This is a genomic window from Caedibacter taeniospiralis (assembly GCF_002803295.2).
GTDB classification, from domain to species: Bacteria; Pseudomonadota; Gammaproteobacteria; order Francisellales; family Francisellaceae; genus Caedibacter; species Caedibacter taeniospiralis.
Genome location: NZ_PGGB02000001.1, coordinates 111730 through 134381 on the forward strand (window position 1 = coordinate 111730; position 22652 = coordinate 134381).

Annotated in this window: 16 protein-coding genes and 1 pseudogene; 5 read left to right on the top strand and 12 right to left on the bottom strand. The window is 41.0% G+C overall.

Annotated elements, in window-relative coordinates:
• Nucleotides 1–62: 62 nt before the first annotated feature.
• From CU053_RS06615 to CU053_RS00560, 3 genes and pseudogenes are all read right to left on the bottom strand, one after another.
• Nucleotides 63–929 (bottom strand): annotated as a pseudogene (locus CU053_RS06615) (AMP-binding protein); the annotation flags it as partial.
• Nucleotides 839–2233: a condensation domain-containing protein gene (locus tag CU053_RS06485; RefSeq protein WP_325063821.1), complete on the bottom strand. Its 1395-nt coding sequence runs from the start codon at nt 2231–2233 to the stop codon at nt 839–841. The pseudogene CU053_RS06615 and the gene CU053_RS06485, both read right to left, overlap by 91 nt.
• A 104-nt stretch (nt 2234–2337) precedes the next feature.
• A complete protein-coding gene (locus tag CU053_RS00560; RefSeq protein WP_158106885.1) occupies nt 2338–4230 on the bottom strand; it encodes an RNB domain-containing ribonuclease in 1893 nt (630 codons plus the stop codon).
• A gap of 123 nt (nt 4231–4353) precedes the next feature.
• Between CU053_RS00560 and CU053_RS00565 the strand changes: the two genes are divergently transcribed.
• From CU053_RS00565 to CU053_RS00575, 3 genes are all read left to right on the top strand, one after another.
• Nucleotides 4354–5127 (top strand): SDR family NAD(P)-dependent oxidoreductase, encoded by a 774-nt coding sequence (locus CU053_RS00565; RefSeq protein WP_158106886.1) that lies wholly within the window; start codon nt 4354–4356, stop codon nt 5125–5127.
• Between the two features lie 24 nt (nt 5128–5151).
• A complete protein-coding gene (locus CU053_RS00570; RefSeq protein ID WP_158106887.1) occupies nt 5152–6036 on the top strand; it encodes a DMT family transporter in 885 nt (294 codons plus the stop codon).
• Nucleotides 6037–6291: 255 nt separating this feature from the next.
• Nucleotides 6292–8004 carry an AAA family ATPase gene (locus tag CU053_RS00575; RefSeq protein WP_158106888.1) on the top strand — a complete coding sequence of 571 codons (1713 nt, stop codon included), beginning with the start codon at nt 6292–6294 and terminating at the stop codon, nt 8002–8004.
• A 52-nt stretch (nt 8005–8056) separates the two neighbouring features.
• Here the strand turns inward: CU053_RS00575 and CU053_RS00580 are convergent, their stop codons facing one another.
• The 6 genes from CU053_RS00580 to CU053_RS00605 all read right to left on the bottom strand — a co-directional run bounded on the left by CU053_RS00580 (nt 8057) and on the right by CU053_RS00605 (nt 15968).
• The gene (locus tag CU053_RS00580; protein WP_158106889.1) at nt 8057–9478 is read right to left on the bottom strand and encodes a peptide MFS transporter; all 1422 of its coding nucleotides are present in this window, start codon (nt 9476–9478) and stop codon (nt 8057–8059) included.
• A gap of 143 nt (nt 9479–9621) precedes the next feature.
• Complete coding sequence (locus tag CU053_RS00585) at nt 9622–10788, bottom strand: ATP-binding protein (RefSeq protein WP_158106890.1); 1167 nt, start codon at nt 10786–10788, stop codon at nt 9622–9624.
• A 224-nt stretch (nt 10789–11012) separates the two neighbouring features.
• Nucleotides 11013–12062, bottom strand: a complete 1050-nt coding sequence (gene tdh / locus CU053_RS00590; protein WP_158106906.1) for an L-threonine 3-dehydrogenase — start codon at nt 12060–12062, stop codon at nt 11013–11015.
• Between the two features lie 39 nt (nt 12063–12101).
• On the bottom strand, nt 12102–13295 hold the full coding sequence (locus CU053_RS00595) for a glycine C-acetyltransferase (protein WP_158106891.1): 1194 nt from the start codon (nt 13293–13295) through the stop codon (nt 12102–12104).
• Nucleotides 13296–13477: 182 nt separating this feature from the next.
• Complete coding sequence (locus CU053_RS00600; protein ID WP_233263293.1) at nt 13478–14926, bottom strand: MetQ/NlpA family ABC transporter substrate-binding protein; 1449 nt, start codon at nt 14924–14926, stop codon at nt 13478–13480.
• Nucleotides 14916–15968: a methionine ABC transporter ATP-binding protein gene (locus CU053_RS00605; RefSeq protein ID WP_158106893.1), complete on the bottom strand. Its 1053-nt coding sequence runs from the start codon at nt 15966–15968 to the stop codon at nt 14916–14918. Before CU053_RS00605 ends, CU053_RS00600 begins: the two co-directional genes overlap by 11 nt.
• 197 nt (nt 15969–16165) lie before the next feature.
• Between CU053_RS00605 and CU053_RS00610 the strand changes: the two genes are divergently transcribed.
• Nucleotides 16166–16807, top strand: coding sequence for a LysE family translocator (locus tag CU053_RS00610; protein WP_158106894.1), 642 nt, complete (start codon nt 16166–16168; stop codon nt 16805–16807).
• Between the two features lie 184 nt (nt 16808–16991).
• Here the strand turns inward: CU053_RS00610 and CU053_RS00615 are convergent, their stop codons facing one another.
• The 3 genes from CU053_RS00615 to CU053_RS00625 form a co-directional block, all read right to left on the bottom strand.
• Nucleotides 16992–18167, bottom strand: coding sequence for an iron-containing alcohol dehydrogenase (locus tag CU053_RS00615; protein ID WP_158106895.1), 1176 nt, complete (start codon nt 18165–18167; stop codon nt 16992–16994).
• A 111-nt stretch (nt 18168–18278) separates the two neighbouring features.
• A complete protein-coding gene (locus CU053_RS00620; RefSeq protein WP_199244164.1) occupies nt 18279–20483 on the bottom strand; it encodes a heavy metal translocating P-type ATPase in 2205 nt (734 codons plus the stop codon).
• A 258-nt stretch (nt 20484–20741) separates the two neighbouring features.
• Nucleotides 20742–21059: an ArsR/SmtB family transcription factor gene (locus CU053_RS00625; protein WP_233263294.1), complete on the bottom strand. Its 318-nt coding sequence runs from the start codon at nt 21057–21059 to the stop codon at nt 20742–20744.
• Nucleotides 21060–21578: 519 nt separating this feature from the next.
• Here CU053_RS00625 and CU053_RS00630 point away from each other — a divergent pair.
• Complete coding sequence (locus tag CU053_RS00630) at nt 21579–22469, top strand: IS982 family transposase (RefSeq protein WP_158106896.1); 891 nt, start codon at nt 21579–21581, stop codon at nt 22467–22469.
• Nucleotides 22470–22652 lie beyond the last annotated feature (183 nt).

Below are 22652 nucleotides of genomic sequence, written 5' to 3' on the forward strand. Positions count from 1 at the left end.
TGTAATATTTTTATGTTTAAACTTTCTCCTGCWGAACATAAGTATTTAGGTAGATATGTTCTAGTTAAATTTTCTATAATTTTTGGTGGTAATGTARTATGAGAAATATTGTTCTTCAAAATATATTTGTGCAAACACTGAGAATCTGATCTTTTAAAATCAGGGATAATGTAGAGTCCAGCTCCACAACTTAAAGTACTAAAAATTTCCCATACCGAAGCATCAAATGAAATAGATGAAAATTGAAGGATTTTCGATTTGTAGTCGATAACCAGTTTTTCCTGTTCCGTGATGACCAAATTGATTATGCTATGGTTCTCGATACATACTCCTTTAGGCTGTCCTGTGGTCCCAGAAGTATAAATCACATAAGCCAGATGATTTGCTGTAATTTGAGGTAGTAGATTATCAGTGGGCAAGTCCTGATAACAGTTATCATTCAATGCAATCAGTTGAGCATTAGTAAGCATCTGCAGCTTTGATATATAGTGCGACTGCGTCAGTAAACACGCAGCTTTGGTATCCTCAAGGATATATTTGATTCTTTCATCAGGATAACCTGGATCAATCGGCACATAAGCCGCTCCTGATTTGAGAATCCCTAAAATACCAATAATCATCTCGAGACTCTTATCCAGGCATAAGGCAATGAAGCTATCGGGTTTACTATGAGTAAGTAACGGTTCAGAGTTAAATTGAGCTTCCTGGATTGCCGCCTTCGCGGCAATGACAAGTCTGTCACTCCCGCGAAGGCGGGAGTCTAGTTTAAAGGTGCAATTTAATCCTGATGTCTCACCAAGTGATTGTAAGTACCTTGCTAACTGGTTGGCTTTGGCATTTAATTCAGCATAGGTAAGTTGATCTTTTTCAAAAACAACAGCGACATTATCTGGTGTCTTGGCAACCTGCTCTTCAAATAACTGATGAATCGTTTTGTCTTTGGGATAAGGTTTGTCGGTGTTGTTCCAGTCGCAGAGTAGTTTTTTTTTTGATCAATAGACATTAACTCATATTCAGATAATTTTTTATTTGTATTTGTTATAACTTCATTGATCAGAAACTTAAAATATTCAATAAAATAACTCGGAATATAATTTGTGTTATAGGCGATTTCATAAATCATTTTAACTTTGTCATAGACAAGAGATAACTCCACTGCTATGCCGCCATAAAAGAAACGGTTGCTTTCTGATTTAACATTAACCAGTTGCATATCTGGAGATACCAGGTGGGTTTCTACAACGGAAGCGTTTGGCATAAAATCGACCTCTAAAGAGGATTTAAGGTGCTCAAATGGGATGCTTTGATACGGTTTGCTTGATTGATATTGATCTCTTGTGTGATCAAGCAGTTGAGTAAAGGTCATATTTGCTGATAACTTAACCCGCAGCGGAAACATACTGACAAAATAACCGACGATGTTACTAAATTCACTCGGGCGTATGTTTTTTGGATAAGACAACATAATGTCTGTCAGGTGAAAGCATCTATAGACAAAGGTACTGATTAAGGCATTAAAAAAAATAAACGGCGTTGTTTTGTGTGCCTTTAAAAACCTGCTTAAGGCTTTGGGATCAATATCAATACGTTGGCGTTCAACTTTAGCCGCAGCATCCTCAGTATATTTAGCCAAATCATTTTGCTGAGCGCCTTGAAGATAGATCTTCCAGTAATCGATGGTTTCCTGCTTTTTTTCAGCGATGATTTTTTCTTCATACTGTAAATAGTCTGCTAATGGATACGTTTTAAATTGTTGTATTGCTTCTAGACCTTCGTTATAAAGCTTTTCAAAAACCCTACTGAAAATGTCCGTGGTGAGTCCATCTGTAACAATATGATGCCAGACAAACTGAAAATAATGCGTCTGATCGTCTACGGTGATGAGCATGGCTCGAAATAGACAATCTTTTTCCAGATCAAATGGTTTGGCTCTTAGCTTCTCAAGTATTTTAAGAACTTGTTCTTTTGTTGTGTTATTAAGTACTTGCTCAATAAACTCACCGTCAAAATCATCCAGGATGATTTGACTTGCATCCCCTTCTGTTTCAACAAGCTGTGTTCTAAAAGCTTCGAAATGATTACCAATCGTTTGATATATTAATCTGAATTTTTCTTTATCGAGGTTGCCATGGGCTTGATATGACACTGCAACATTATAGTTATCGCCTTTTGGATTGAGCTGATAGGCATACCATAACTCTTGCTGCTGTTTTGTTAATCTAAAGTGCGTCATTTTTACCCCATAAAATACTATCACTGCTACGCATTCAAGCGCAACGACCCCAAGTTCGGAGAAATAGTAAAGCAAAAGAGTCGTTAAACCTAGTAAATAAAGGTTTATTGAGAACGCATTACAAAGTCATTTTTTGGATAGTGGTTAGTTCTGACAGCATGAAGTTGCTGATTGATCACGTGAAAATAAACATCCTGCGTCGCAAGCTTTACTTGTGCAAGCTTAACCGTGATGCTGTCATCAAGTTCAATAGACGCTACCAGGGTGAGCTTTTTGATCAATGACAAAGCAGGGATGAAGACGGTTACGCGATTATTCTGCTGCTTTTCAATCACGATGGCATTTCCTTGCCATTCTGGGTTCTGCAGCAGATAGACACATTTCCAGTGGTTGTTACTAAAGCTTTCTGCTTGTCGTGCGGCTTTGATACCTGATTCGCTTTCGCCAATACGTGTTAGAATTTCCTCTCCTGAGAGTAAGACCTCGTTTTTTAGGAATCTGCGAAGCTGCTGATGCACAACCAGGTCCAGATAACGTCTTAATGGGCTTGTTGCCTGCACATAAGCCGTTAAACCCATGCCTGCATGTTTATCTGATTGACTCTTATATTGTCCTTTTTGCAGACGTCTTCTTATGCCAAACATCTCCGAGAGTAAGGTTGGGGAAAGCTCATCCTCCGTTAAATCATGATCGGGCTGAGTTGAGAAGGGTAAAGGGATGTTGTGCTTATCGGCAAAGGTTGCCACGGCAACTCCCGCCATGAGCATCGCATCGCGCACAAGGTGACGGCTGCGTAAAGTTTCCAGTGCAATAAGTTCAACTTTTTTATCTTTTAATTTGATTTTTACCTCTGGAAATTGCAGCTCCACGGCGCCCTGTTGTTTGCGATAAGCACTAAACTCATCCGCAAGTCTCGCAAAATAACTAAATGGTTGTTCATTCAGTCTATTTTCAGCTTCCTTGTAGCTTAAACGTGTCACTTTAATGGTTGATAACGCAATTTCCACGTCTTCTACTTGCCCCTCAATCAACCTAAAACCAATAGAAAGTGCGGGGGAGCTTTCGTGTAGTCCCAAGGCTAAATCATGGGTTATTTGATGCGGCAGCATGGGAGAAACCCCTTCGGGTAAGTACAAGTTACTCCCTCTAACCCTGGCTTCTTTATCCATCTCGCTTTCAGGGGTAACCACGCAGGCGGGATCCGCAACATGTACCCATAGCTTTTGTGTCTGTTCATCAAAACTCAAGGCATCATCAGGATCGTGACTGTCTTCATCATCAATGGCGAAGCTTGCTAAATGAGTTAAATCAAGTCGCGTTTCTTTGGGCGTTTCAGGCACAGCAAATTGAGGTGCATGAAGGCTTACTCCCAAACGCTGTGGGTATGGATTTCTAAACTCATCCCAAAATCCTATGTCCAATAACAGCATATGGGCGTTAGGAAGGTTTTCTTCTTTATCTAAGAATTTAAAAAATCGACAGCTGGAAGACTGACCAAGCGCATAAGACTCAAGCTCTTTGATAAACGGTTCATCCGCTTGTGCATAGGTTTTTTGCCTGACACGTTGAATAAAGTCTTCTAAGGCTTGTGCTTTTTGTTGTTTCTCTCGTGCTTGAGCTTCAATGTCTTCTACTGTTTTAGGATCATTCACGCCAATGTTGCCATCTTCGGCATAAAAATGCAGCGCTTTTTGTACATGTTGCCATGTGGCATAAGCAGTGACACAGTTATATTCCCCATAAATAAGCTCGCTTAGCTCGTCATAATCTGTTTTTGTGCCCTGCAATAAATTCCATGCTTCGAGAAACTCACCCTCACCTAAATTGGATGAAAGCATCTTAAAATTTTTAAAGCCACCTTCATGGAGTAGCAACAAGTTTTTCTCTGGCAATTTAACCGTTTTTTCATCTTCTAACTCTATTTCAACTTTCTTATCAACAAAGCCAATCACCCTCGCGGGGCGACCTTTAAAAATCACTAAACTATCTACTTGCATTCTTGCCGTTAAAATACTACTTGCTCGTTGTCGCTATGGTACCAAAAAAGCGCATCAACAGGGATGATTGTTACCACTTTTTTTCGTACACTCTTGAATCTGTCATTTTCAGGATGCCTAATCATGTTACCTTTACAACACAAACCCGTCGTGCTTATCACTGGCGCAAGCTCAGGCTTTGGTGCGGAAATGGCAAAAAAATACAATGCCAACGGTCACCCTGTGATCCTCACCGCGCGCAGAGCTGAAAAACTCACGACACTTTCGCAAATGCTTAACTCTCACTTTCCAATCCATATTGCTCAATTAGATGTCACAAACAAAACTGCCATTGATCAGTTCATCACCCAGCTGCCAGAGGAGATGAAAAAAATCGCTATTTTAGTCAATAATGCGGGTCTTGCTCTAGGTTTAGCAAGCTTTCAGGATGCCGATGAGCATGATTTTGAAACGATGATCAATACCAATATTAATGGCTTGATCTATATGACTAAGCGCATACTGCCACTGATGCTTGAAAATCAAGCGGGTCATATCGTGAACATTGGCTCGGTTGCTGCCAACTGGCCTTATCCTGGAGGGCATGTTTATTGCGCAAGTAAAGCCTTTGTGCAACAGTTTTCGCGCGCGCTACGTTCTGATTTACATGGCAAAAATATTCGCGTGACTGAGATTGAGCCAGGACTCGCGCAAACGGAGTTTTCCGTGGTGCGTTTTAAAGGGGACGCACAAAAAGCCGATCAAGTTTATCAAGGAACATCGCCACTGTTAGCCCATGATATTGCCGAAATTGTGTATTTTACAACAGCACTTCCGCCACACATCAACATTAATACTTTAGAGGTTATGCCAACTTGCCAAAGTTGGGCAGCGCTTAATATTGCAAGAACACAATAGTGCCAAATTACTGGAGAGAAACTTATGTGGAGGGTTTTATCACTCATCGTTGCACAAATGGTGACAGGCATTAATATCACAGGCTCTAAATTTTTAGTGACCCAAATGCCGATTATCGCCCTACTGGAAATACGTTTTATCGTTGGCAGCCTGGTTCTCTTTGTGTGCATTCCCTTTATGCAGGGTAAAAATTCTAATGAGGTGAAAATATCATCGCTCAAGCGCCGTGATTGGTTAATTCTGGGTGTACAAGCCTTGTGTGCAGGCATGTTTTTCAATCTCTTAATGCTCTCAGGAATTCAGCTCACCAGCGCCAGCATGGCGGGGCTCATCGCAAGTACTCTGCCTGCGATCATTATTATTTTATCGTTCTTTATCTTCAAACAGCGTATTACTCGTTTTAAGGCATTGTGTATCATATTTGCCACCATTGGGCTGATTGCGATTAATGGTGCCAGCATCTCTGGCACAGGCTTCTCAGCCTTATCTATCATTGGAGATGCCATTATTCTCTTAGCAATGATCCCTGAAGCGCTTTATTATGTGATTAGCAAATTCAAAAACAGCCAGTTATCTGCGGTAAAATCAGCATTTCTGATGAACTTTATCAATGCGATCGCGATGACGCCACTGCTGTTTTTTGCCAACTGGCATGCGTTATTCACCTTAACTACTCATGCCTATTTTATCCTATTCTTAGTATCCATTTCTTCAGCACTATTTTATCTTTTCTGGTTCTTGGGTTGCAACCAGGTTAGCGCTGGTACCGCAGGGTTAGTAACGGCTGCCATGCCGATCTCAACCTTACTTCTTTCGTTTCTCTTCTTAGGTGAGCACATTACTCCAGTTCAAGGCATTGGCACTTTGCTTATATTACTTTCGATTGCTTTTGGGGCAAGGAAATCGTAATTAAACACAAATATACAAGCCATTACCAGTATTAAAACAACTAACTTTCGCAGTTCTGCTACTACTCTCGTTCCCACGCGGGAGCGTGGGAAGCAGCTGCCGCCTTCGTAAAAATGGGCGGAAAGTAGCCCTGACCCCGTCACCCCTTCTTCCAATCACATACCACGAAAAATTATAAGGCGTGTAAATACTCTGGTAATTCCCACTCAGGATCGCTACCATGTCCCAAAGTTTCTATTTTGCATAAAATCAGCCATGGCTAAGAAAATTTATATCGGTTCCTCTAATTTTGAGAAAATCATTACAGGCAATGGCTTATTTGTCGATAAGAGTCTGTTTATTAAAGAAATCATTGAGGATACTAGTGATGTGATCCTGATCACGCGCCCCAGACGCTTTGGCAAGACCCTAAACATGTCCATGCTGCATCACTTCTTTGCCGCTAAAATTGGTTTTATTGAAACCCAGGGCTTGTTTGATCATCTCGCTATTGCCAGGGAAGATAATGGTTTTTACCTTAAGGAGTATCAGGGCAAATATCCCGTGATCTTTGTGAGCTTTAAAGATATTAAGGCACGTGATTATCAGACGGTACTTGGGCAGCTAACTTATCTTGCTCGCGATGCTTTTAATGTGCATGACTATTTGCTGGAATCACACGCATTAAGTGTGACGGATAAAAAAATCTTTGAAAGCTATCTGGAGATGGAAACTTTCAACACCTACAAAATCGATGTTAGTTTACGGTTTTTAAGCCAATTGTTGTATAAACACCACCGCCAAAAAGTAGTCATTTTAATCGACGAATATGACACCCCTTTAAATGCTGCTTATGTTGAGAACTATATTGAAGACTTAACCCCTTTGATGCGTAATCTAATGAGCAATACCTTTAAGGACAATGACGCACTTCACAAAGGTGTTATGACAGGCATTTTACGCGTCTCCAAAGACAGTATGCTCTCAGGCTTAAATAACCTTGAAGTCTATACAATTTTGGATAAAGAATATCGCGAATATTTTGGCTTTAGCAACAAAGAGCTTGATGAATTATATCAGGATCAGGGTTTGATTGCGGATAGAGAAAATGCCAAAAAATGGTATAACGGTTATAACTTTGCAGGACTTCAGATTTACAACCCCTGGTCGATTTTAAATTGTCTGCATAAAGATGGAAAATTTGATGACTATTGGGTGCATACTTCCAATAACAAAATGATTGAAACCCTGCTGCTGAAATTCCGTGAAGATGTGCATCCTGCGGTGACGCAATTGATGGAATATAAGACGGCAGAAGTCATTATCGATCGCCATGTGACCTATGACACGCTGGATATTCAATCGAGCAGTTTATGGAGTTTGTTGCTGTTTGCAGGCTATCTCACTACCGAAAGCTGTGAAGCAACCGGTAAACTCCTGTATGGTTGCCAGGTTAAGCTCCCAAATATCGAAATTGTTCATTTACTTAATTATTACTTCGATATGTGGTTTAGCACACGTTTAGGCGTACAGTATCAATCGTTTTTAAATAATCTGGTTGAAGGCAAGGTGGAGAAGTTCAGTGAGCAATTAAATACTTATCTCACTGAAGCCTTAAGTGTCAGAGACACAGGCTATACCGCCGAGAAGTTTTATCATGGATTGGTGTTGGGTTTAATCGCGTCATTAAGAGCGACTCATCTTATCCACTCCAATCGTGAATCAGGGGATGGTTATCCTGATGTGCTGATTTATCCTTTGGCAAATAATCAAAAGCACGATTTAGGCATTGTGATGGAATTTAAGCATGCCAGGGAAGATGGCAGCGAAAATCAGGAAATACTGGCAGAGAAAGCSCTAAGCCAGATTGATGCAAAAAATTATGTGGCTGAACTTAAAGCCCAATCTCAGGTAAAGCGCATTTTAAAACTGGGTTTGGCGTTTAATCATAAGCAAGTTATTGTTAAACACCATTTTCAAATGAGATGAAGGCTAATGTAACTTTAAAGCTAGATGATAAGATCTTGAAACTTATCAACCATTAAGGTTGGTTTTTATTTACCATAAACTTCCTTAACATAAAACACAACGCTGAGCCTACTATAGTCAACGCGATAAACAACAATAACCCTGATGACATGCTTGCTTTTGCTAACTGCATATTGCTACTGGATATCGGTACCCATTGTGCAATCATTCCTGCAAACTTGCCACCAATCCCAAGTGTCACGAGCCAAATCCCCATATACAGCGAAACATAACCAGGAGGTGCCAGTTTGGTAACCATCGATAAACCGATGGCAGATAGTGATAAATCACTCACCGACATGACTAAGAAAGCAATAATTAAATAAATCGCCGCAACACCAGACTCAGGCTGAGTAGCCTTAATGCCTAACCACATAATGAGAAAAACGATGGTAAGCAGAATAAATCCCAGATTAAACTTGTCAATATCAGGCACTTGTTTGCCTTTTCTCTCAAAATAAAGCCACAACCTGCCCATGAAAAAGCCAAGTATTAAGACGCCAGCGGACTCAAAGCTCAAAAACTGTGAATCAAGGATCTGCCATCCTAGAAAATTTTTATTAACACCATTGGCAATAAACAACAGCACCGAAATAAATATCTGAAAATACAGTGCCCAGTATAAAATGGACAATACAAAAAAGATAAATGCCACAATCACATTACGCCAGTATTTTTTCTGGGCAGATGAAAGCATCACCATCAGACAACCAATCGCTGCTACTGCAATGGTTGCATTTGCAATAATGGGATTTTTTAGCACCAGGAAAACCACAACAAAATACACGAGCAATATGCTCAAAGTTTTAGCGATAATACCGAAATTTATTTTGACTTCTTTGATGTGTTTTGCCAAAAGGAAAAAACCAATGATTAAATTAATAAGTACAATCAGTGAGACAATCAAATTCGAATAAAAGGGTACGGCAAAGCCATAATTCTCACTCAAATAAGAGGCAATAAATAACGCCGCAAAAGCACCCAGGTTAATCCCCACATAGAAAATATTAAAGCCAAAATCACGCTGCCCTTCCGTGGCTGCTGTCTTATCATAGAAGCGACCGATGAATGAGCTGATATTCGACTTGATCAAACCCGTACTGATTGAGATAAAAGAGAGCCCTATATACAGCAGGTTTTCGGAGCTTGCCAGTGCTAAAATAGAGCTGCCTATAATCATAAATACCGCCCCTAGCATGGCTGCGCGATAGTAGTTAATCAACTTATCTGCAATGATACCGCCAACCAGGGCGGAGATGTACACCATACCTAAAACCGTACCCACCAGGGAAGCGCTTTGCGCCTGTGAAAGGTTAAATTCCTGGATCAAAAAGAAAATGAGTAAGGATTGAATAACGTAATAGCTGTAGCGTTCGCCAAACTCCGTCAGACTGGAAATGGTTAACACGCCTGCTTGTCCTTTGAGTGCTTTCATAATTTATCCTTTAAATTTATTTAACAAGGCTGACAATTCGATAACAAAATTAAGCAAAAATCAATAAATTCCGTAAACCCGACTACTCTGGAGAGTCAGCTAAAATGATTGACGAGTGCTATAGTTAATAGCAAACCCACTCTCTAAATAATTTCTCCCTTATACAACTTATCTAAAAACACCTTCCATGGCAGAATGTCAATTTCAACAGGATCAAGTATTTTGCGTGGCATTTCATCTTGTGAAACAACAATTGCTCGAGCTTCTTGATGTTCTTCGCAAAATGCAATTAAACCTTTCAGATCCGATTTTTTTACACATGAAGATATTTTAACTTCTATTGCAACTTGAGCATTTCCCAAAACAAAATCTACTTCTAAACCTGACTTGGTTCGCCAGTAGCTAATGGTAAACTGCTTTTGCACTAATCCCTTATAAGCCATAAGCTCCATCATAATGTAATGCTCGAAACTTCTTCCAGCTTGAGCACCTTTTAATGCCTGTATGCTTATGCCAGCTAAATAATTAGCAATTGCCACATCAAAGAAATAAAACTTTGGTGTTGCGGTAATAAGGTCTCGTTTTATTTTTGTTCTAAATGGATAAATAAAATACCCTAAGAGTGTGTCGATAAGTATCTGGTAAAAGTTCTGAACCGTTGAGCGATCAATACCGCAATCTCTTGCGATATTACTCATATTAATAAGCTCACCATTAGTCATACCCGCAACATCCAAAAAACGTGCAAACCCAGGTAAATTGCGCACTAAACCTTCATTTCTAATTTCATCGGTCAAATAGACGTCAATATAAGCCTGCAAATGTTGTTGTATATACTCAGGTCTAGATAAATAATGATCAGGAATCAATCCTTGCTGGAGTGCTTTAAGTAAATCAAATTGCGGAATTTCTGCAAAAGTTAATGGATAAAAATGATACACCCACGCACGTCCACCCAGCAGGTTTGTTGATTGTGTCTTTAAAGCTCTGGCACTTGAACCACATAGAATAAATTGCGTCTTTGCATTCTCAATCAACCAGTGCACCTCGTTCATCAAACCAGGAATCTTCTGCACTTCGTCTATAATGACAGGCTTTTTGCTTGATAAGGGATCAAATGCCAAAACCTCTTCCCTCAATATATGTGGTGATTTTGATAATTTTATTAAAAGATCGGTATTGAGCAAATCATAGAACTTTGCATCAGGAAATACATGCTTTAGATAAGATGACTTACCAATACGTCTTGCTCCCCATAAGAAGGTTGATTGCCGCTCTGGCAAATTTAATTTTAAAATGCGCTTGAACATAATTTTAAACCATTAGCTGATATATGCAGCAAATAGTATTGCTAATTGATGAGAAAGACAACAAAAAGAAATGCCATAAGGAATCTCCCGCTTAATAACGTGTACCTCAGTGTAGGGTGGATGCGCCTTCGGCTTATCCACCCTGCTACCGTCAAAATAAACGAGTATCTTATTAAACTTTATATCCATAAACGCTACAAAATTATTTACGATGGGTATGGATTTTATTCCCAGTTCAAAATCACCTTGCCGCATTGCCCTGACTTCATAAGCTCAAATCCCTGTAAAAAATCATCGACATGAAACTGATGCGTGATCACAGGACTCACATCCAGACCTGAGCCTACCATGCTTGCCATTTTGTACCAGGTTTCGTAGATTTCACGCCCATAAATCCCTTTTAAGTGTAAGCCTTTAAAGACAATATCATTCCATGGGACAGTCATCTGGTTACCGCCAATCCCAAGAAGGGCAATATTGCCACCATTATTCATCGTGTGGATCATGGCGTTAATTGCACTATGATGCCCTGACATCTCAAGCCCAACATCAAAGCCCTCGGTCATGCCAAGCTTGTTCATGGTTTTCTTTAACAGCTGTGTCTGTCCATCTGCCGTTTTATGCGCGCTCACATTGAGTGCCACGTCAGCTCCCATTTTCTTAGCAAGCTCCAAACGATAATCGTTAATATCGGTAATGACAATGTGTTTGGCGCCCACATGACGCGCAATCGCCGCTGCCATAATGCCAATGGGACCTGCACCGGTGATCAACACATCCTCACCGATAAGTCCAAATGAAAGTGCGGTATGCACCGCATTGCCAAATGGATCAAACATACTGGCAATATCATCGCTGACATAGTCTGGCACTTTAAAGGTGTTCTCCGCTGGAATGGCTAAATATTCCGCAAAAGCGCCTTGGCGATTCACTCCGACCCCCACGGTATTGCGACATAAATGACGTTTGCCCGCACGACAGTTGCGGCAAAAACCACAGGTAATATGTCCCTCACCTGATACGCGATCCCCAATTTTAAAACCTTTGACCTCACAACCTAAGGCGACAATCTCACCAACAAATTCATGCCCCACAGCCATGGGCACGGGAATGGTTTTTTGCGACCACTCATCCCATAGATAAATATGTAAATCGGTGCCACAAATCGCCGTTTTTTTAATCCTGATTAGAACGTCATTGTGACCTATTTCAGGAATCGGCAACTCAGCCATCCAAATGCCAGGTTCTGCTTTAAGCTTGGATAACGCTTTCATTGTTTTTTTCATCATTTTCGTCTCTTGGATTTCTTGCATTTAGATCACACCCATTTCTTTGCCAACTTCAATAAAGGCGGTTACGGTCTTGTCAATCTGCTCAGGTGTGTGTGCCGCTGACATCTGCGTGCGAATGCGCGCTAAACCTTTTGGTACCACAGGATATGAAAATGCAACAACATAAATACCTTTGTGCAAAAGCTTTTCTGCCATTTCAGCCGCCTTTTTTTCTTCATACAGCATCACTGGGATAATCGGATGCTGACCAGGAATCAAATCAAAACCCGCAGCCATCATTTTTTGTCTGAAGTGTTTCTGGTTACGTTGCAGCGTGTCGCGCCTTTCATCTGAGTTCATCGCAAGGTTTATCGCTGCTATTGACGTCGCGGCGATCATGGGTGCCAGCGAATTTGAAAACAAATAAGGTCGTGCTTTTTGTTTCAGCATTTCAGCAACTGGAGCGCGCGCGGCAATAAAACCGCCTGATGCCCCACCTAAGGCTTTGCCTAAAGTGCTGCTTATGATGTCAATGCGACCCTCAACACCGCAGAAACTCGGCGTGCCACGACCCTTCTCACCGATAAAACCTGTCGCATGTGAGTCATCGACCATGACAACCGCATTATACTTATCCGCTAAATCACATACGCCCTTTAAGTTAGCAATAATGCCATCCATAGAAAAAACGCCATCAGTAACAATAAGCTTAAATCTCGCACCCTTTTCATCTGCGGCTTTTAGCTGATCTTCCAAGTCTGCCATGTCATTATTTTTATAGCGAAAGCGCATTGCTTTGCACAAACGCACGCCATCAATAATGCTCGCATGATTGAGCTGATCACTGATGATCGCATCTTCAGCGCCCAGGATAGACTCGAACACACCACCATTAGCATCAAAACAAGAGGGGAAAACAATGGTTTCTTCCATTTTTAAATACTGGCTAATCAGCTCTTCAAGTTCTCTGTGTGGGGTTTGCGTGCCACAGATAAAGCGCACGGATGCCGCCCCATAGCCATATTGATTCAAGGCTTTTTTAGCCGCATCAATTAACTCTTGATTATCTGCCAACCCTAAATAGTTATTGGCGCAGAAGTTAATAACCTGCTCACCGTTTTTAAGTGTAATATTTGACGATTGTGGTGAGTTAATAATGCGCTCACCTTTGTAAGTCCCTGCGCCTTTAATATCATTAATCTCTTGGCGCAAATGATCATAAAATGCCTTATTCACATCGTTTCCTTTTGTCTGATTGTCGTTACTGACTGGAGTTACTGAAAAACCTCGCCACATTCTACCTGAGAATGTGTGCTGACAACAAGTCGTTCAGTAGGTTTATAAAAAAGCTGGCAGTAGTGCTATTGGTGCATGCAGTTGTCTAGCGAAGGGCGTTTGGGATTTCACAGGCAACCAGGTTACCACGCAGGAATTGCCGCATCGTCAGGGTAAAGTTTTTCAGTCAGTTTAGCTACCTGTGGCGATTGGTAGGCTTTCACAAATTTAATAAGAAGTGGGTTATTTTTATCCTTCTCCCTCGCAGCAATGATATTGGCAAAAGGCGAATCTTTGGGTTCAACAAATAACGCTTGCTTTAAGGTCAAATGCGCTTTAGGCAGGAAACTATTGTTGATGATAGCAAGTGTCACACTGCCCAGGTTGTTGGGAATTTGATCCGCCTGTAAGGGGATGATCTGCAATTTCAGTGGGTTATCAATAATATCCTCTAAGGTTGCTTTCCAGCTCACTCCTGGTTTCAGTTTAATAAGACCTGCGTCAGCTAAAATCATCAATGCGCGCCCTCGATTCGTTGGATCGTTCGGGATGGCTATTTTGGCGCCGAGAGGGATTTCGTTTAGTGAATTTAATTTGCTTGAAAAAACCCCCATAGGATAAATAAAGGTTTTGCCAATTTCCGTGATTTTGTAACCAAACTCTTTGACCTGATTCTCTAAAAACGGGATATGCTGGAAGACATTGGCATCGACATCCCCATCGTTTAAGGCCCGATTGGGAAGGTTATAATCACCAAAGGACACAAGTTTTACATCAAGTCCATATTCATCTTTGGCGACTTGTTGTGCCATTTGCATGACTTTTTGCTCTTCAGGCGATGATTGCACATAGCCAACGGTTACGATGTTGATGTTTTGGCTTGTTTGATAGACATTATAGGCAACCTGGGCAATGGAGCCTGCCACCAGAACCGCCATAAGCGCCCACACGCTGGTGAGCTTTTTGTTACTACTGAGATATTTACCATAGGATTGGCATAGTTGAACAAGAATAATGAGTAAAATCACGCCGCCATAGAGTAGGAAATAGTTACCGTTGTTATAACCCTGGAAGTAGGTCAGATCCCCTAAGCCCCCGCCGCCAACGATACCTGCCATTGCCGAGTAACCAATAAGACCAATCGTTGTTAAGGTGGCTGCATCAACCAGGAGTGTTTTGGCTTCAGGCAGTAGCACTTTAAAGATAATCTGCAGTTTGCTCGCTCCCATGGCATTAGCGGCTTCTATTAATCCTTTATCGACTTCTGAGATAGCAGATTCGGCAAGGCGCGCATAGAAAGGTAATGCAGCAATCGCCAGTGGCACAATCGATGCGGTTGTGCCAATAGTGGTGCCCACAAGGAGTTTGGTCACAGGATAAAGCAAAATCAGCAGGATAATATAAGGAATAGAGCGCGTGACGTTGACAATAAAACCCACGATTTGATTGAATAATTGTACAGCCAGATTTTTCCTGTTGTGTGACAGGTGCAACAAAACACCCAGTATCAGTCCGCCAACGATGGCAATGAGTGTTGCGATAAAAACCATGTAAATTGTTTGCCAGGTGGCAAGAGCCAAACTAGAAAGCATCGATTGCAGCATATCCGATTACCTCAATTTTAATGTGTTGTTGATGTAAGAAACTAAGGGCTTTTTCCCATTGCTCTTTTTCCCCGAGCATATGGCAAATAGTGACGCCCACAGACTGCGCCTGAATACGTTCAATATTGCCTTGGATAAGGTTGCACGCTACTTTGAATTTACTATTGAGTTCGGCAATGACTGGAGTGCTTATACTGTCACCTAAAAAGGTCATTTTAACAACAGGTGTCAGATGTGCCTCCGCATAAGGATCTTTATGTAGTTTACGTTCAATCTCATCAGGAAGCTTTAAGTGCATGCTTTTTTCGGTAAAGCTTTTGGCAATCGCCGTCTTGGGATTTAAGAATAGCTCAGTTACCGAACCTGTTTCCTGAATCAACCCATCTTCAATAATCGCCACCTGATCGCATATTTTACGAATGACATCCATTTCATGTGTGATTAAGACAATCGTAAGATGAAGCTGTTCATTGAGTTTTTTCAAAAGCTGCAAAATCTGATCGGTTGTTTCAGGATCCAAAGAGGAGGTTGCTTCATCGCATAAAAGAGCAACGGGGTCACAAGCAAGTGCTCGGGCAATGGCTACACGCTGCTTTTGTCCGCCACTTAACTCATCAGGATAAGCGTGGGCTTTTTGATCCAGACCTACAAGACTAAGTAGCTCGTTGACTTTAGCATTGATTTTAGCGCGACTGGCGTGTTGCAGCTCAAGCGGGAAGGCGACATTGTCAAATACTGTGCGTGAGGATAAGAGATTGAAATGTTGAAAAATCATGCCAATCTTTTGCCGTGCTTTTCTGAGCTTTTCCGCAGAAAGCTTGGTTATATCCTGGTTATTAATGAGGACATGACCTTCAGTTGGCTGCTCAAGCAAGTTGATACAGCGGATCAGCGTGCTTTTCCCTGCGCCACTCTTACCAATAATGCCAAAAATTTCACCGCTTTTAACGCTAAGGTTAATTCCCCTTAAGGCAATATGGTGACTGTGTTTGCTTAGATATTCTTTTTTGAGGTTCTGAATCTCGATCATTTTTTGTTTCCACTCCTTTTGCACAGCGCATCAGAAGAATCATATTAGCAATATTCTAAAGCATGAGGAATCACAAGGTATAAAAAAAATAGATGTCATTGAAAAGTCTGATTATCCCATTTGATTTTACAAGATTTATGCTAAGCTGTTTCCTCCTAATAACTTCACCAACAAAGAGATATGGGCTGGCGTATAAAATGTTAATAGCTGCATTGTTAAGTTTATTGTTGCTGCAAATGCTGGGACTCATGTTACCAGGTCCTGATTTTTTTATGGTCCTTAGAGCATCCATTCGATATGGACGAAACCCCGCGGCACTTGTGGCTCTTGGCATTGCCAGTGGCGTTCTGGTTTATGCAACCCTTGTTGTACTTCTCCTGGATTATTTGAGTGACAACTTTTTAGTGGTGGTGCACTGGATTGCGCTGTTTGGTGGTTGCTATCTGCTTTATATTGCCTATCACTGCTTTCGTGCATCAAAGGGGAAACATTCGTTAGAGGAAGCTCAAGGTGGCGAAGTAAAGATTTCAAAGCGTCATCTGTGGAGCTTGGGTCTTTTTTGTAATTTATCCAATCCCAAAGTCATCGTCTTCTTTGTCAGTCTGTTGCCACTATTTGTGTTAAAGTCATCGGCACTTTGGTATCACCTGACCATTTTAGCTGTGATGTTTTTAAGCACGCTTATATGGTTTAGTTTCGTAGCTTATGTAATGGGTTCAGGGCGTGTGCGTGCTGTTTTTGTTAAGCATATGGCACAACTTGAGATCGTTTTTGCCGTAATTTTGACTRTCTTAGCATTGTTTCCAATTTATGCCTTGGTTGAGTTAGCCCTAATTTAACGTGAGTTCGACATAAAAAACCTTGTCAAAGCGTCGTCTTTTCAAGCATTTCTGCGTTAGTATGCACTTAAAAATGCTCGAATTAGCGCAGCTAGTCCTGTGCTTTTTAAGTGCAAAAGCCTTGAACTGCTTAAAAATACTTGCTTTGAGCATGTGATTCAATGTTTCTTACGTCGAACTCACGTTATATTGAGAAACAGAATGGAAAGCACACTTCTAGAATTTTCAAGCTATCTTGGGGRGTAATATCYTCATGTTCCCCAAGAGTGGTTAGACCATTGTCTTTTAAGCTATTGATGATGGTAGCAAACTTGTCACGACTTAATTGATAGGCGCTTATTTTGGTGGGGTTGCCCATGGTTTCAAAAAATGCGCGGGTTTTATCGATAGCAAGTTTGATTTTTACATCATCACTTACGTTTTTATCCACCTGCCAGACACGTTCAGCGTACTGAATAAGTTTGGCTTTTTTCTTGTCTTTTTTGTATTCCATAATGCTTGGCAGGATAATGGCTAGTGTTTGTGCGTGATCTAAACCGTAAAATGCCGTAAGCTCATGTCCAATCATGTGTGTCGCCCAATCACTTTGAACACCTTGGCTAATGAGTGTATTCAATGCCAGGGTTGCTGCCCACATAATATTGGCGCGGACATCATAATTATTCGGATCAGTCAGGACTTTTTGTCCTTCTTCGATTAGTGTGCTCAAAATCCCTTCAGCAAAGCGATCTTGCAAAGGTGCATTTTGTGGGAAGGTCAAGTATTTTTCCATTACATGGACAAACGCGTCAACGATGCCATTTGCCACTTGTCTAGCTGGAAGCGTATAAGTGGTTTCAGGGTCAAGTACTGAAAAAACGGGGTAAACCTTCTCATGCAAGAAGGCAAGTTTCTTATTTAAAGCGCGGCGAGATATTACCGAACCTGAATTCATTTCAGAACCTGTGGCAGGGAGCGTGAGTACACAACCAAAGGGTAAAGCTTCGGTAATGTCGGCACGTTTTGCCAAAATATCCCAGGGATCGCCCTTAAATTTTGCTGCAGCGACAATAAATTTAGTGGCGTCAATAACTGAGCCGCCACCCACCGCTAACACAAAGTCAATTTTTTCTTGTTGAATCAGTTTTGCCGCTTTAAGGCAAGTCTCATATTCAGGGTTAGGTTCAATCCCCGAAAATTCGATAATCTGATGTTGAGACAAAGCTTTTGTAACCTGAGCATAAACCCCGTTTTGCTTGATGCTGCCACCACCATAAATTAATAACACCTTTCGATTTTTGGCAATCGCATCGCTTAATTGTGTAATTTGACCCTTGCCAAAATAAATACGCGTTGGGTTATGATAAATAAAATTTTCCATGAAGTACTCCATTTTTAGATCAATGTCATCAGAGACGAAAGAGATGTTTGATGACGATAGCAAGGCGGGATTTTAACATATGTAGACATGGTTTTGTATTGGTTTATTCAATTATTGGTTGTCGTTGACTTGCTGAGTTTGCCTGATTTTTAACAAGCGTAAACTATTAAAGACAACCAAAAGAGACGCCCCCATATCGGCAGCAATTGCCATCCAGATATTGGCAAGCTCTAGAATGGCCAGTGTCATAAATACGATCTTAAGTCCCAGTGCAAAAGTAATGTTTTGTTGGATAATGGCTTTAACTCGCTTAGCGTGTTGAATAAGCCATGGTAATTTTGCCAAATCATCAGACATTAAAGCAATATCGGCTGTTTCAATAGCAACATCACTGCCTGCATCTCCCATCGCAAGACTCAAATCCGCAGTGGCCAAGGCTGGCGCATCATTAATACCGTCACCTACCATGGCAACGGTGTGGTATTGCTGTTTTAAAGCGTTGATTTTTTCTACTTTATGCTCAGGTAATAGCTCAGAGTAAACCTCATCAAGCCCCGCTTGATCGGCAATAAATCGTGCCGCGCCCTTGTTATCTCCCGTTAATAACACAGTTTTTATCCCAAGAGCCTTTAATTGTGTCAAGGTTTCTTTGGCATTTTCCTTGATGCTGTCAGCAACCGCGAATAACCCTAAAATATGATTGCTATTAGCGAAAATAAGCAATGAATGCCAGGTTTTTTCTAACGCCAGAATCTGATCATGAAAATCGCTTAAGTCATCGGTAATTTTCGTTTTTTCATGCAGATACTGGTGGCTTCCAATCCAGTAACCATGTTCGTCAATATCGCCTGTAATTGCTTTGCCTTTAATAACCTGGATGTTGTTTGCGACAAACGCTCTAGCCAATTTCAATTCAGCCATTTTAGCAAAGATAGCCTTGGCTAAAGGATGATTATTTCCTGTTTCTAATGCCGCAGCTAATTGAAGCAATTGTTCATTACTGTATTCCTTGGAGATATTGATAATAGATTGGATAACGGGTTTCCCCTTAGTGATAGTGCCTGTTTTGTCAAAAGCAATGGCTTTAAGTTTGGCGGGTATTTCTAAAAAGCTCCCGCCTTTGATTAATATGCCATGATTTGCGGCGGCACTTAAACCTGAGACGATACTCACAGGGGTGGAAATCACAAGTGCACAAGGGCAAGCAATGACAAGAATAACCAGTGCTTCATAAATCCAGTTATGCCAGCTGCCACCAAATAAAAGCGGGGGCATGAGGGCGATTAAAAGTGCCAACAGCATCATCAATGGAGTGTAGTATTTGGCAAATTGCTCAACCCACATCTCCGATTTGGCTTTGTTTGCCTGTGCCATTTCAACCTGACGAATAATGTTGGATAAAGTTGAGTCTGTGGCAAGTTTAGTGACGCAAACATACAAAAGACCATCTTCATTTAAACTGCCAGCAAATACCACATCCCCTTCTTTTTTCTCGATAGGGAGCGACTCCCCTGTAATGGGGGATTGATTAATAAAACTCGTACCCTCCTTCACCACACCATCCAAAGGGATACGTTCACCAGGTTTGATGATAATCGTAGCACCAATGTTTACCTCTTCGACTTTTTTAACATCGATATCTTTATGATGTGCGCAGTACACATTGGCAGTTTCGGGGGTAATTTCCAACAGGGCTTGAATGGCTTTGCGCGCTTTACCTACGCTCCAGGATTCAAGCAATATCGCAATTGAAAATAAAAATACAATCATTGCCGCCTCTAACCACTGCCCTAATAACATGGCGCCGATGACTGCAATTGTCATTAAGAGATTGATATCAGGACGTAAGCGCTTTAATGCACTCCAGGCTTTGGGATAAATATAAATGCCACCAACAAGAAGTGACAAGGCATAGAAGATAAGCGAACTAACTGGCTGACTGCTCAGAGAGCTGTGTTCCCCAATAAGAGCATGCAAAAAACCATGATAGCTGCCATGAATGGCGTAGCCGATCAATAAAAATACTGCGCAGATAAGTGTTAAAATGCCGCGTATATGCTTGCGCCAAAAACCATCGTTATTCGTCTTCTGTTTTAGTTCATATTGCTGCCAGGTAACAAATCGATAACCTGTTGCCTTTAACCTTTTCTCAATCTCAGATGAATTAAACACTTTTTCTCGATCATGGACTATCAGCTTGCCTTTGAGGAGGTTAAATTGTAAAAATGCCTCATCTTTGACATAAGGCAAAAGCTCGCGCTTAACTACGGAGACCTCATCTAAGCAATCCATGCCATAAATTTTATATTCAAACATTTAATTCACCTCTTGTTGATTTAATGATTTAATGGCACTCCCTTAAGCGCTCACTACCCCGCCTCGCAAGCTCGGCACCCCTTCACGAGTGAAGGGGAATTGTGGTGCATGTGTTAATTCCCCTTCGTTAGCGAAGGGGGTGAAAAGCGCCCGAAAGAAGCAAACAGTTTTGCTTCTTTAGCTTTGAACGCCACAAGCTCTGCGCGTGAGGCTGACGGGGTAGTTTTTTATAAAACTGCTTAAGGTAGTGTCATTAATTTAATGATTTTCATCGACCCAATGCTGGTACATATCCTGCAACATATGACGCACGTGCTCATCATATAGTGCATAGAATATCTGCTTGCCTTGGCGTTCGCCTTTTATTAGGCGTTGCTGCCTCATAAGCTTTAAGTGGTGACTCACTAAAGGTTGTGATAGCTCTAGTGACTCCACAAAACAATTGACTGGGGTGGGTGACTGACTGCACATAAACAGGATGCGCATGCGATTAGCATCTCCCATGACATGACAGACATCCGCCATTTTCTTTAAGACTGGTTCATTGATATCTAACATATATAAAAATAAATTCATATAAAATTATTTTTATGCAATATAAGCTAGAAGATGGAAAATGTAAAGCGTTAAAGATTTGGGCGATGACAATATTTTTTCCCATGATGGCGCATTACGTAGGGGTGTATTGCATACGCCTTTGTAAAAATGGGTGAAAATTCTGTCAAGCCCGAAATTTGATATATACCCATCGTAACTCATTTTATTTTACGATGGGTAATACTAAAACAAAAAATTACAGGGCTTTTAACTTTACCAAGTTGGGTTAATACGATTTGAGGGGCTTGTCTTTTCAAGGGAGGACTCAAAATTATTTTAGATTTCCTTATGGCTCCATAGCTTAACATGAAATCATGGAAAATTTAAGGGATGTACCATTAGGTTCTGTGGACCAAAAAAACTACATGATTAGATTAGATTAGATTAATTTAACGCCATGTTCAACTTTTTTAGGTCGAAGCTGTGTGGTAGATATTGCATAGCATAAGGAAAAGCTTTAGTTTTTAATTTGCACAAAAAAACAGGAAGCCGCGCCTTATGCTATTAGAAGACTTTATCATTTCTGTGTATTGTTTGGTAGATGATGAATTAAAAAATCTGATAAAAAAGCGACCCTTAAGAGCTCGAGGCTTTGCACCAAAGCTTTCAGATGCAGAAGTGATTACAATGGATATTGTAGGAGAATTTATGGGCAAAGACACAGACAAGGGTATATGGCAATACTTTAGAACGCACTGGCAACTCTGGTTTCCTGAGCTTGGTAGTCGTAGTAACTATGTGAAGCAATCTGCAAATTTATGGCAGGTTCATCAACAAATACAACGTGTTCTGGCAAGCAAGCTAAGTGCTTTTGCAGATTCTATCCATTTGGCAGATGGCTTTCCAATCCCCGTGTGTCATTTTAAGCGGGCACGTTCAAGTAAAGTTTTTAGGGGGACAGCCACTTATGGGTATTGTGCTTCAAAGGAGGAAACATATTACGGCTTCAAGGGTAATATATGTGTCAGCTCAGAAGGCATTATTACCGGGATTACGGTGACACCTGCACATATTGACGAAAGGGAATCGCTCTATGAAGTTGTGTCTGACATTCAAGGCTTATTACTTGCTGATAAAGGTTTGATTGGTCAGGATTATCAAAAAGACTTCATGCTGGAGACTGGCATTGATTTGCAGACCCCTGCGAGGAGAAATATGACAGATAGCCGAGGAAAAGATGCCAATCGCTGGATTATATCTACTCGTAGGCTGGTGGAAACTGTTATTGGTCAATTCACTGAACGTTTTAATATGGAGAAAGTTCGTGCTCGTGATTGCTGGCATTTAACAAAGCGAATTGCCAGAAAGGTACTTGCGCATACTGTTGGTGCTGTCATATGCAAGAGTCAAGGTTATTCAGCCATACAGTTTGAGAAGTTGGGAATTTAAAAAGTTGAACATGGCGTTTCAGTAACTAATTCGCATTTTTAAAACTTAATGACCCGTGTTACGACTGCAGAAGACCACTGAATTAGTCACCGTGTTTAGTCTGGTAATTAAATCCCAAAAAAATCACAGTACAGCAAATCAAATCACCTATTTTCATAGGCAAAACGAGTAAAAAAAGTAAAA